Origin of the sequence: Anoxybacillus sp. MB8 (genome assembly GCF_011006755.1) — a bacterium.
GTDB classification, from domain to species: Bacteria; Bacillota; Bacilli; order Bacillales; family Anoxybacillaceae; genus Anoxybacillus; species Anoxybacillus gonensis.
The window spans coordinates 25,477-37,732 of record NZ_RXXX01000007.1; the positions used below are offsets into that span (position 1 = coordinate 25,477).

The 12,256-nt window shown below is 40.6% G+C and carries 9 protein-coding genes and 1 other annotated feature; of the genes, 6 read left to right on the forward strand and 3 right to left on the reverse strand.

Annotated elements, in window-relative coordinates; genetic code table 11:
- Nucleotides 1-4 precede the first annotated feature (4 nt).
- Nucleotides 5-490 carry a GAF domain-containing protein gene (locus EKC99_RS04320; RefSeq protein WP_163150717.1) on the forward strand — a complete coding sequence of 162 codons (486 nt, stop codon included), beginning with the start codon at nucleotides 5-7 and terminating at the stop codon, nucleotides 488-490.
- Nucleotides 491-518: 28 nt separating this feature from the next.
- On the opposite strand, the gene EKC99_RS04325 is transcribed toward EKC99_RS04320, so the two are convergent.
- A complete protein-coding gene (locus EKC99_RS04325) occupies nucleotides 519-2,366 on the reverse strand; it encodes a sensor domain-containing diguanylate cyclase (protein WP_483296093.1) in 1,848 nt (615 codons plus the stop codon).
- Between the two features lie 381 nt (nucleotides 2,367-2,747).
- Here EKC99_RS04325 and rpsD point away from each other — a divergent pair, with 381 nt between their 5' ends.
- Entirely contained in the window at nucleotides 2,748-3,350 is a 603-nt protein-coding gene (rpsD, locus tag EKC99_RS04330) for a 30S ribosomal protein S4 (RefSeq protein ID WP_006320770.1), read from the forward strand.
- Between the two features lie 36 nt (nucleotides 3,351-3,386).
- Here the strand turns inward: rpsD and tyrS are convergent, their stop codons facing one another.
- Nucleotides 3,387-4,646, reverse strand: coding sequence for a tyrosine--tRNA ligase (gene tyrS / locus EKC99_RS04335; protein ID WP_163150721.1), 1,260 nt, complete (start codon nucleotides 4,644-4,646; stop codon nucleotides 3,387-3,389).
- A gap of 51 nt (nucleotides 4,647-4,697) precedes the next feature.
- Nucleotides 4,698-4,922 (reverse strand) — a binding site (T-box leader).
- Between the two features lie 138 nt (nucleotides 4,923-5,060).
- On the opposite strand from tyrS, the gene EKC99_RS04340 reads away from it, so the two are divergent.
- Nucleotides 5,061-7,847, forward strand: coding sequence for a transglycosylase domain-containing protein (locus EKC99_RS04340; protein WP_163150723.1), 2,787 nt, complete (start codon nucleotides 5,061-5,063; stop codon nucleotides 7,845-7,847).
- Between the two features lie 25 nt (nucleotides 7,848-7,872).
- Here the strand turns inward: EKC99_RS04340 and acsA are convergent, their stop codons facing one another.
- A complete protein-coding gene (gene acsA, locus EKC99_RS04345) occupies nucleotides 7,873-9,591 on the reverse strand; it encodes an acetate--CoA ligase (protein WP_026011489.1) in 1,719 nt (572 codons plus the stop codon).
- A gap of 167 nt (nucleotides 9,592-9,758) precedes the next feature.
- Here acsA and EKC99_RS04350 point away from each other — a divergent pair, with 167 nt between their 5' ends.
- Genes EKC99_RS04350 through EKC99_RS04360 form a run of 3 tightly spaced genes read left to right on the forward strand, consistent with a single transcriptional unit; the run spans nucleotide 9,759 to nucleotide 12,224 of the window.
- Entirely contained in the window at nucleotides 9,759-10,391 is a 633-nt protein-coding gene (locus EKC99_RS04350; RefSeq protein WP_163150725.1) for a GNAT family N-acetyltransferase, read from the forward strand.
- Nucleotides 10,392-10,410: 19 nt separating this feature from the next.
- Nucleotides 10,411-11,055, forward strand: coding sequence for an acetoin utilization AcuB family protein (locus EKC99_RS04355; protein WP_163150727.1), 645 nt, complete (start codon nucleotides 10,411-10,413; stop codon nucleotides 11,053-11,055).
- Entirely contained in the window at nucleotides 11,052-12,224 is a 1,173-nt protein-coding gene (locus tag EKC99_RS04360; protein WP_163150729.1) for an acetoin utilization protein AcuC, read from the forward strand. Before EKC99_RS04355 ends, EKC99_RS04360 begins: the two co-directional genes overlap by 4 nt.
- The last annotated feature ends 32 nt before the right edge of the window (nucleotides 12,225-12,256 follow it).

Consider the following 12,256-nt stretch of genomic DNA (forward strand, 5'->3'; position numbering starts at 1 on the left):
ATACATGTTTCATGCACAAACATACAAAGGGACAAGAGAAGAAAATTATGCACTTGTCATCGATCAATTAAAAGCGTTAATTTCGGATGAAAAAAATGTTGTGGCAAACCTAGCCAATGCTTCTGCTTTATTGAACTACTTTTTACACGATATTAACTGGGTCGGTTTTTACATAACAGAAGGAAATGAACTTGTTCTCGGACCGTTTCAAGGATTGCCCGCATGCGTGCGCATTCCATTTGGCAAGGGCGTATGCGGAACAGCAGCGGCTGAAAAACGAACGGTGCGTGTGGCGGACGTTCATACATTTCCAGGCCACATTGCATGTGATGCTGCATCTCAATCAGAGATTGTCGTTCCGATGATAAAAGACGGCCGTGTCATTGGTGTGCTCGATATTGACAGTCCAATAAAAAATCGTTTCGATGAAGTAGATGAACAGTATTTACAACAGTTTGTTGAAACGCTTATTCAATATGTTAACATATAAGAAAGAGGCCGAAATATTTGGCCTCTTTTTAATATTCTTGAACAACGACGCGGTTTTTTCCTGTCCGTTTCGCGGTATATAACGCTTCATCAGCGCGATTAAATAACTCCTTCACAGAGTCCGCGCGATTTTTCTTCCAGTACGATACCCCACAAGAAATCGTCACCGGTGGGTTTGTTAGCTCACGAACTTTTTGTACTAAGCGGTTCGCAATCGATAAACCTGCATTAATAGACACTTTCGGTAAATAAATGGCGAGTTCTTCTCCTCCCCATCGAGCTCCAATATCATTTTGGCGAATGTTCGCTTTAATAATGTTTGCTACTTGAATAATAATTTCATCGCCTACTTGGTGTCCGTACGTATCGTTTATTTTTTTGAAATTATCAATATCTATTAAAATAAATGTACCTAATCCATCCTCTTCCATCGAACGTTGGATACGTTCATCTAAATAATGACGTGCATATAAATTTGTTAGCCGATCTGTAATGACCATTCGTTCAAGCTCTTCACGCAATGCTGCGTTTGTAAACGCCAACGTGGAATGATGAATAAGTGATTGTAACAATTTAAACATATCAAACGAAAAGTGGTACGCCTCTTGATGTAGCACGATCGCTACACCTTTCATCATTCCGCGCATCATCGGTACGGCCATAAGCGAACGAAAACGTTTCGCATGATCGCTATGAATTTTTACATCACCTAAAAATAAATTATCCCGTGGATGTTGAATGCGATGGAAAACGAAATCTACATATGCCTTTGCTTCGCGTGATTGGAAAAATGCCGTACTTCCAGGAAGTACTTTACGCTCTTTTTCTTGCAAAATAATAAAACCGACTTCTTCCGCATCGAATGACGTTTTAATTTTTTCAATCATAAACTGCAGGGCGTCTTGGAAGCGTAAGTTCGTATTTAAGTGGTGAATCGTCTCGTTAATAAGTTGTAAATCAGCAATTAATCGTTTCGATTGTTCGTATAATTTTGCATTTTCTAATGCGCTACCAGCCGTATTTGCCAATAAGGAAATAAAGCGCATTTCCCGTTCTGGCAGCTCCATAATTGTCGGAGCAATCATTTCGATCACCCCGTAAATCCCTTGAGCTCCTTTAATCGGGGCATAAATCACAGACTTTTTATAAACAAGCGAATCATGGAGCTGGATTTGTCCAGTGACATACGCTTGCATTGCCCCCATGTGCTCATCTTCATTTTCAAATGTAAGTAGTTTAATCGGCAAATCTCGGTCTGTTGTGCTGTCATAAGATAAAAACAAATGAAACGTAAATGCCGGATATACTTCTTTTAATGTTTTTACAATTTCTTCAAGTACACCCCCGATGTTCATAGACGCATGAATTTTTGTTGCCGCTCGATGTAACTGTTCATATCTTTTTTCTTCGCTTAACACTTCGGACACTTTACGAATGCGAGCAAACACTTTTAAAAAATCACGTTTTATTTGTTTGATAAACGCTTTCGGCAACATATCTCGTTCATGCAGCTGAAAACGAACAAGTCCGCATGAATCTTCTGAAAAATGTATACCAAATTGAACCGTTTTGATTTCGTTACCACTATCCAAAATCACAACATCATCAAATTGTTTTTTCAACTGATCATTAAACGGAATGATGTGTTTCTCTCGATGCTGTTCAATCGTTCGGTCTGTCGTCATTTCAGGTTCAAAAACATGCTTAAACGGGTTCAACGTGTAAAACGTAACATCTAATAAATGAAATTCGTGTTTCAGTAGGGCAATCAGTGCTTGAATCATGCGAGGTAAATCCGTAAAATCTTCTTCTGTTAAAAACCAATCGAAAAACTTTTGCTTAAACATGGCGTATTGATCGCGTTCTTGAACGTTCATTTTTTTCACTCACCCGCACATACTTCCTCTCTTTATATGTATGAGCCATATAAATAAAAAAATGAGAGTTTCTGTCATATTTCTAAAACTGAGGACCTATTAATTATATCATACCATACTCCTTATTATAAAGACTATACAAAAATTGTTGACTTAGACACGAAAAAAAACTATAATAGCCTTTGTGTAAAATATTGCAGCCTTTGTGCTCACATTTGTATGTCCATTTTGTTCCCCGTAGAGAGCGTCATTCTCTAATTGGAGGTTGTATCGTGTAACTCTCAGCTGCTAGGGCGAGGATACATGAAAACAAAATGGCGATAAATGGTGAGGCACGACTGTTTTTATTTTACCAAAAATAAAAACAAAGGAGGAGCATTTATGGCTCGTTATACAGGTCCAACTTGGAAAATTTCTCGCCGCCTTGGCATTTCATTGAGCGGTACAGGTAAAGAATTACAAAAACGTCCTTACCCACCAGGTCAACATGGTCCAGGACAACGCAAAAAATTATCTGAATATGGTATGCAGCTTCAAGAGAAGCAAAAACTTCGCCATATGTACGGTGTAAACGAACGTCAATTCCGTAAAACGTTCGAAGAAGCTGGTAAAATGGCTGGTAAACATGGTGAAAACTTCATGATCTTACTTGAGTCTCGTTTAGACAACCTTGTTTACCGTTTAGGTTTCGCGCGCACTCGCCGTCAAGCTCGCCAATTAGTTAACCACGGTCACATTTTAGTTGATGGCAGCCGCGTTGACATCCCATCTTATCGTGTAAAACCAGGTCAAACAATTTCTGTTCGCGAAAAATCTCGCAACCTTCAAATTATTAAAGAAGCGCTTGAAGTGAACAACTTTGTACCTGATTACTTAACGCTTGATGCAGACAAATTAGAAGGTACTTACACTCGTTTACCTGAACGCTCTGAATTGCCTGCAGAAATTAACGAAGCATTAATCGTCGAGTTCTACTCACGTTAATAAAAAAATCCTCTCTGCCAAAGCAGAGAGGATTTTTTATGCATAACGAATTAAATAATATTTTTTCTTGCCGCGGCGAATAATCGTAAAGCGTCCTTCAATGCGATTTTCTTCTGTCATGATTTTATTTACGTCTTGCATGCGCTCGCCGTTTACGTAAATCGCTCCATTCGCTACGTCCTCGCGAGCTTGACGTTTCGATGGACAAATGCCACTCGCTACGAGCAAATCAACAAGCGCCACTTCCTTTTCATGACATACATACGATGGTACATCTTTAAAACCTTGTTCAATTTCATTTGCTGTTAATTTTGCTACTTCTCCGCTAAAGAGCGCTTCAGAAATGTTGATTGCCTGTTGCAACGCTTCCTCCCCATGAACGAGACGCGTCATCTCCGCAGCTAATGCTTTTTGTGCTGCTCGTTTTTCCGGCGCTTCAGCTGTTTGTTTTTCGAATTCCATAATTTCTTCGTGCGATAAAAACGTAAAGTACTTCAAATATTTTACAACATCACGATCATCTGTATTAATCCAAAATTGATAAAACTCATATGGAGACGTTTTGTCAGCATCAAGCCATACCGCTCCACCTTCTGTTTTCCCAAACTTTGTTCCATCTGCTTTTGTTACGAGCGGAACGGTTAATCCAAACACTTTTGCATCTTCTTCTGTTTTTCTAATGAGCTCGAGCCCCGCCGTAATGTTCCCCCATTGGTCACTTCCACCAACTTGCAACTTGCATCCATACATTTCATACAGCTTCAAAAAGTCGTATGCCTGCAAAATCATATAACTAAACTCTGTAAATGAAATTCCTGTTTCCAATCGCGACTGTACAGATTCTTTCGCAAGCATGTAGTTAATTCCAAAGTTTTTCCCGACATCACGCAAAAATGTAATGACATCAAGCGAGCCGATCCACTCGTAGTTATTTGCGATAATCGCTGGATTGTCATCTTTGTCAAAATCTAAAAAGCGGCTTAACTGTTGTTTAATTCGCTCACTGTAATAAGCGACCGTCTCTTTTTCATTTAATTTTCGCTCTGCTTTTTTTCCACTCGGATCTCCAATCAGTCCCGTTGCTCCACCAACGAGCGCAATCGGTTGGTGACCAGCTTGTTGAAAACGACGCAACATTAAAATCGGAAGCAAATGACCGATATGCAAACTATCTGCCGTTGGGTCAAAACCACAATATACTTTGACGCTTTCCTCTGCTAACAGCGCTTTCAGTCCATCTTCATCTGTCATTTGATTAATTAAACCGCGAAATTGTAAATCTTGAAGCAAATCCATTGCAACCACCCTTTCTGTTTATTATGGAAACAAAAAAACCCGTCCTTCATATGAAGGGACGAGTTTCATCGCGGTACCACCCTACTTAGAGAACATATATGTTCTCTCGCTTCATTGACATAACGGCCTATACCGTCTTTTGCTACTTTCGCACAAGCTGTTCGCAAAAGATGCTCACGGAGGTAATTCATGCTTACCTATGTACTAGTTCGCACCAACCACTAGCTCTCTGTCAACAGGGAGATAAGCACTACTCGTTCCGCTCATCGCTCAATTATTTACATGTTAGTATACCCTCTTTTATCATAAAACATCAACTGTTGTCAAGATATTCAAACAAAATTAGACATTTTCCGATACGAAAAAACAAATTATGATATAATAATGAAAATACAATACGGATGGGAGGTCACTATGTCAGAAAAACAAGTCCGATTTTCATGGCAAAAACTATGGCATCATTTTACGATTACGTACGAAGTGATTTGGAATGTATGTTTAATTATATTGATCGCCTGTTTATGCGCATTCAGTTTTGCCTTCGGTGTCGGTGCAGGATATTTTGCCTCACTTGTGAAAGATGCCAATCCAATTCCTTACAAAGAAATGAAAAAAGATATTTATAACTATGAAGAAACAACGCATATTTATTTTGCTAATCGTGAATATCTTGGCTATTTCCGTTCGGATTTAGAACGCGATGAAGTCAAACTTTCACAAGTTTCCCCTCATTTCATTCAAGCGGTCATCGCTACAGAAGATGAACATTTTTATGAACATAAAGGGGTTGTACCAAAAGCTATTATACGTGCCATTTTCCAAGAAGCAACAAACTCCTCGACACGTAGCGGAGGAAGTACATTAACTCAACAGCTTGTAAAAAATCAAATTTTAACGAGCGAAGTGTCGTTTGAGAGAAAAGCAAAAGAAGTGTTGCTCGCTTTACGACTTGAAAAGTTTTTCTCAAAAGATGAAATATTGGAAGCCTACATTAACGTTGTGCCGTTCGGGAGGAACGCATCTGGGCGAAATATTGCCGGCGTGCAAGCTGCCGCAAAAGGCGTTTTCGGCGTCGATGCAAAAGAATTAACGCTGCCGCAAGCTGCTTTTTTAGCAGGATTGCCACAAAGTCCATTTCGCTATACACCGTTTACAAGCGAAGGGGAACTAAAAAGCGATTTATCTCCCGCGCTAAATCGGATGAAAACTGTATTAACGCGCATGAAAAAAGCTGGATACATTTCAGAAGAGGAATATAAGGCCGCGTTATCATACGACATTACAAAAGACTTTGTTTCTTCCTTGCCATCTCCAGTGGAAAAATATCCATGGCTGACGTTTGAAATCGAACGTCGCGCTAAAGAGATTTTCATCGATTTATTAGCGAAAAAAGATGGATACGAACGGCAAGATGTACGTTCCAACGACCAGTTATATAAAGAATATGCCGAAAAAGCCGAAAAACAATTACGCCAAAACGGCTACACGATTTACACAACGATTGATAAAGACATATATGAGCGGATGAAAGCGATTGTCGAAAAATATCCGTACTTTGGAAGCGATACAGTTGTGCGGAAAAGAGATGAAAAAACAGGACAAATGATTTCTGTTCGTCAACCGGTAGAAGTCGGAGCGATTTTAATCGAAAACAAAACAGGGCGTATTATTAGCTTTGTCGGTGGACGAGATTATAACAGAGAACAACTGAATCACGCCACCCAAGCGTATCGTTCGAACGGTTCAACGATGAAGCCGCTTCTCGTTTATGCACCAGCAATGGAAATGGGCATTGTTCAACCAGGAACTGTCATTCCAGATATTGATTTAGAAATTCCTACACAACAAGGCCCATATCGCCCAAAAAATGCAGATGGTAAAACACACGGCTTAACATCGGTTCGTCATGCGCTAAAAAAATCGTATAACATTCCTGCGATTCGGACATATGCGCGCATCATCGACCAACGCCCCATTTCATATTTAGAAAAAATGGGCTTCACAAGCTTAACGACGGGAGATGGACATCATTTATCCCTTGCCCTTGGGGGATTAACAAAAGGAGTAACGATCGAAGAAAATGTAAACGCATATGCAACATTTGCAAATGATGGAAAGTTCATTGACGCGTATTTAATCGAAAAAATTATCGATAAAAATGGGAAAGTTGTATATGAACACGAGACAAAACCAGTCGAGGTGTTTTCGCCTCAAACAGCATATTTAACAATCGATATGATGCGCGATGTGATTCGCTCTGGCACAGCAGCCTTTTTAAATGGCAAGTTAAAATTTTCAGCAGATTGGGCTGGAAAAACAGGAACGAGCCAAAATACAAAGGACGCTTGGTTTGTTGCGACAAATCCAAATGTAACGTTCGGTACTTGGATAGGATACGATACACCAAAGCCGCTTGAAAAAAGCTATAAAGGGTTATCATATTCACAAAGAAACTTATTGCTATGGGCACAGCTGATGAATGGGGCGTACGATATTCGCCCAGAATTGATTGCGCCGAAAGAACGATTCCAAATGCCTGGAGGAATTGTTCAACGCTCATATTGCGCAATTTCTGGATTACTTCCATCAGAAACGTGTAAACGATTCGGACTGATCGAAAGCGATTTATTCAATACAGCGTTTGTACCGAAAAAAGAAGACCCGTATTTAATTAGCGGAGCTTTCGTTGAGTTGAGCGGAGAACGATACGCCTCTTTACCGACAACACCGAAAGAATTTACAAAAGAAGGCGTAATGATCGATGCTTCGTTACTTGAACAGTGGGGAATTCAACATATAAAAGATATGAGCAAATTACTCCCGCAAAACGATAAATGGAAACATGTATTTGTCGCAAAAACGCTTCAAGAAAACGGGAAAAAACCTGATCCACTAGCTGTACAACAAAAAGGAACGACGCTCGTTTGGAACGAACATCATGAACAAGACGTCATCGGTTATCGGGTATACTACGCTTCATCCGAAACAGCTACGTTTCAAGTTATCGCTACCATACGTAAAGGCGAACAAAAAAGCATCCCGTTAAAACAAGGAATATATTACGTGACGGCTGTCGATATCGCTGGATTGGAATCGAATCCGTCCAACATCGTTCGTCTGTTACCTGCGACACCACCCGAACAATCAACCGATGAACAACCGATAGAAATACCAGCGGAAGAACAGTCATCAACAAACTAAAAAAATCGGGCCATGCCCGATTTTTTTAGTCTTCCATTGTTGATAAGTCGCCTGTTGGTAAGTTTAGTTCCCAAGCTTTCAAGACGCGACGCATAATTTTTCCACTTCGCGTTTTTGGTAGCTTATCCCGGAACTCGATCTCACGTGGCGCCGCATGCGCAGCTAAACCTTTTTTCACAAAGTTACGAATATCTTCTTTTAATTCTTCTGATGGCTCGTACCCTTCTCGTAAAGCAACAAACGCTTTAATAATTTCACCGCGCACCGGATCTGGCTTTCCGATAACACCTGCTTCTGCAACAGCAGGATGTTCAACGAGTTTGCTTTCCACTTCAAACGGACCAACACGCTCTCCCGCTGTCATAATGACATCATCAATTCGTCCTTGGAACCAGAAATATCCGTCTTCATCCATATATGCCGAATCGCCAGATACATACCAATCACCAGGTAAGAAGTACGACTCGTATTTTTGTGGATTGTTCCAAATCGCGCGCATCATTGAAGGCCAACCTTTTTTAATTGCTAAATTGCCCATGCGATATGGCGGTAACTCATTTCCTTGATCGTCAACAATCGCTGCCTTTACTCCTGGAATTGGTTTCCCCATCGATCCCGGCTTAATTTCCATACACGGATAGTTACAAATGAGTTGTGCCCCTGTTTCTGTCATCCACCACGTATCGTGAATACGGCGATTGAACACTTTCATTCCCCAACGGACGACTTCTGGATTGAGCGGTTCCCCTACGCTTAAAATATGGCGAAGCGAGCGCAAATCAAACTTTTTCACAAGCTCGTCCCCAGCACCCATTAACATACGAAACGCCGTCGGTGCACTATACCATACCGTAACACCGTAGTCTTCAATCGTTTTATACCATGCTTCAGGGTTAAAGCGCCCACCTACAATGACATTTGATGCCCCACAAAGCCATGGACCGAAAATGCCGTACGAAGTTCCTGTCACCCAACCCGGATCAGCCGTGCACCAATATACGTCATCTTCTTTTAAATCTAATACCCATTTTGCTGTTTGATAATGTTGAATCATCGCGTTATGCACATGCAGTACACCTTTTGGTTTTCCTGTTGAACCAGATGTATAATGTAAAATAAGTCCGTCCTCGCGTCCGACCCATTCAATCTGAAAATGTTTGCTTGCTGCGTTCATCCGCTTTTTCAAATCAAAAAACGGCCCTTCTTCTTTGATGTCATCTCCGACTAAAAATACGTATTTTAACGCTGGTAATTCATTTACAGGTACACGTGGTAAAAGCTCCGGCGTCGTAATAATCACTTTTGCTTCGCTATCTTCTAAACGGTCACGTACCGCTCCTTCCATGAACGCCTCAAAAAGAGGTCCAACAATTGCGCCAAGTTTAATTGCTCCAAGCACAGAGAAGTACAGTTCAGGCGAGCGAGGCATAAAAATGAAGACGCGATCGCCTTTTTCTACATCGGCCACTTCTTTTAACACGTTGGCTACTTTGTTTGAAAACTCCTTCATTTCTTTAAATGTGTACTTTTCTTCTCTTGTCGCATCACGATAATAAAGAGCCACTTTGTTTTTTCGGAACGTTTCTGCATGACGATCAATCGCTTCATACGCCATGTTTACTTTTCCTGTTTCATACCACGAAAAATACTTTTCTGCTTCAGACCAGTCAAACGTTTTATACGTTTCTTCATAGTTTTTTAAATTGAAATCCCCTTGAATGACTGGTAGCGTTTCCACTTTAATCATCCCAAACTCCCCCTTGTTTGAAGTGTTTACATTCGTATTATATTATACTATAAACAATTTCTCAATTTTTAAAAAATTTTCATTAATGTTTATTATGAAAACGATTTAATTTTTATTTTTTTATGTATAATTGAAGTGAGATTATTTCAGTAGGCGGTGGGGCAATGGAGCATAAAAAAACATATAACGCAAAACAATTAAAAACACCGAAAGGAACGTTAATTATTGAGGGACCGATTTCTCCAGAAAAATTAGCTAGCTACGAATTTCATCATGATTTAACAGCGTTTCGTCAACCGCACCAACAACATCAAGCGCTCATTGAAATTGCAGGCCTTCCAGAAGGACGAATTATTATTGCCCGCCACGGTCATACGATCGTTGGTTACGTCACGTTCTTGTATCCTGATCCCCTTGAAAGATGGTCACAAGGGAAGATGGAAAATTTAATCGAACTCGGGGCAATCGAAGTCATTCCAGAATTTCGAGGGTGTGGTGTCGGAAAAAATTTATTGAAAGTAGCGATGATGGATGATGCGATGGAAGATTACATCATCATTACAACAGAGTACTATTGGCATTGGGATTTAAAACGAACCGGTTTAAACGTATGGGAATATCGAAAAGTGATGGAGAAAATGATGAACGCGGGCGGACTCGTTTGGTATGCAACGGACGATCCTGAAATTTGTTCGCATCCAGCTAACTGCTTAATGGCGCGTATTGGGAAACGCGTCGATCAACAGTCGATCCAAAAATTTGATCAACTTCGCTTTATGAACCGCTTTATGTATTAAAAACAAAGGGGATGGGGAAATGATTGTCGAACAAATGATGAAAACGGATGTCATCGCACTAAAACCGTCAAATACAATTGCCGATGCGTTAAATATTGTCAAGCAAAAAAACATTCGTCACTTACCAATTGTCGATGAGGAATATCATGTCATTGGAATCGTCACCGATCGTGATTTACGTGATGCAAGCCCATCGATTTTCCACGCAAATGAACATGTAGAAGATTTACAAAAACCGTTAAGCACCATTATGAAAACAAACGTCATTACAGGTCACCCGCTTGATTTCGTCGAAGAAGTGGCAGCTTTATTTTACGAACATCGCATCAGCTGCATGCCAATCGTCAAAGAAAATAAACTCGTCGGCATTATTACGGAAAGCGATTTGCTATATACGCTCGTACAATTAACAGGGGCTCATCAGCCCGGCTCACAAATTGAAATTAAAGTGCCGAACCGAACAGGGATGTTAAGTGAAGTCGCTTCTGTTTTTCAAAAACGGAACATCAATATTTCAAGCGTTCTTGTATATCCTGATCAAGATGAAAAGTATAAAGTGCTCGTGTTTCGTATTCAAACGATGAACCCGATGGCGATTATTGATGATTTAAAAGCGCAAGGATACGACGTACTATGGCCAAACTTGCCGGGGGTTTCATCATGAGCAAAAATAGTGTGTTCGTTTATTCCGATGCATTTCAAACGTATAAATTCCATGATCGCCATCCGTTCAATCAACTGCGTGTCAAACTAACATATGACTTATTACAAACGGTCGGTGCGCTCCATGATTCACAAATTGTAGCACCGCGTCTTGCCACAGATGAAGAGCTAGCTCTTGTTCACGATATAGATTACATTGAAGCAGTAAAAAAAGCGGGGAAGGGACAACTTTCAGAAGAAATTGCAATCAATTATGGCTTAGGAACGGAAGATACACCTATTTTTCCAAACATGCATGAGGCGAGCGCCCTTCTTGTTGGAGGAACATTAACAGCGGTTGATTACGTGCTTTCTGGAAAAGCTGAGCATGCGCTCAGTTTAGGCGGAGGGCTTCATCATGGATTCCGCGGCAAAGCATCCGGATTTTGCATTTACAATGACAGTTCTGTCGCCATTAAATATATGCAAGAAAAATACGGTGTCCGCGTTTTATACGTCGACACAGATGCCCATCATGGTGATGGGGTACAATGGACGTTTTATGACGACCCAAATGTTTGTACATTTTCCATTCACGAAACAGGGCGTTACTTATTCCCTGGTACAGGAAATGTCAATGAACGAGGACAAGGAAAAGGATATGGCTACTCCTTTAACATTCCTGTCGACGCGTTTACAGAAGATGAGTCTTGGCTAGCAGCATATAAAGAAGCACTCATGGAAATCGCCGACTTCTTTCGGCCTGACGTCATTTTAACCCAAAACGGTGTGGACGCTCATTATTACGATCCGTTAACTCATTTATGTGGGACGATGCGCATGTATCGCGAAATTCCAAAACTTGCACATCAAATTGCTCATCAATATTGCAACGGTCGTTGGATTGCAGTCGGTGGCGGAGGATACGACATTTGGCGCGTTGTTCCGCGTGCATGGGCGCTATTATGGCTTGAAATGACAGAACAATCCGATATTTCTGGACGTTTACCGGAAGAATGGATTGCTCGCTGGCAACAACATGCACCCGTTTCTTTACCGCTCGAATGGGATGACCCGGACGACTTATATCCACCCATTCCGAGAAAAGCAGAAATTACAGAAAAAAATGCCCAAACTGTCATCAAAGCACTTCAACCGATTCGAAGCAATAAACAACGATTAAATTTATAACTGTAGTTGAGCAATTTTAATTACAATAATTA

Bases quoted from the DNA above. Each gene is read 5' to 3' on its own strand.
- EKC99_RS04320 (WP_163150717.1), top strand. From the start codon at position 5: ATGTTTCATGCACAAACATACAAAGGGACAAGAGAAGAAAATTATGCA.
- EKC99_RS04325 (WP_483296093.1), bottom strand. From the start codon at position 2,366: ATGAACGTTCAAGAACGCGATCAATACGCCATGTTTAAGCAAAAGTTT.
- rpsD (WP_006320770.1), top strand. From the start codon at position 2,748: ATGGCTCGTTATACAGGTCCAACTTGGAAAATTTCTCGCCGCCTTGGC.
- tyrS (WP_163150721.1), bottom strand. From the start codon at position 4,646: ATGGATTTGCTTCAAGATTTACAATTTCGCGGTTTAATTAATCAAATG.
- EKC99_RS04340 (WP_163150723.1), top strand. From the start codon at position 5,061: ATGTCAGAAAAACAAGTCCGATTTTCATGGCAAAAACTATGGCATCAT.
- EKC99_RS04350 (WP_163150725.1), top strand. From the start codon at position 9,759: ATGGAGCATAAAAAAACATATAACGCAAAACAATTAAAAACACCGAAA.
- EKC99_RS04355 (WP_163150727.1), top strand. From the start codon at position 10,411: ATGATTGTCGAACAAATGATGAAAACGGATGTCATCGCACTAAAACCG.
- EKC99_RS04360 (WP_163150729.1), top strand. From the start codon at position 11,052: ATGAGCAAAAATAGTGTGTTCGTTTATTCCGATGCATTTCAAACGTAT.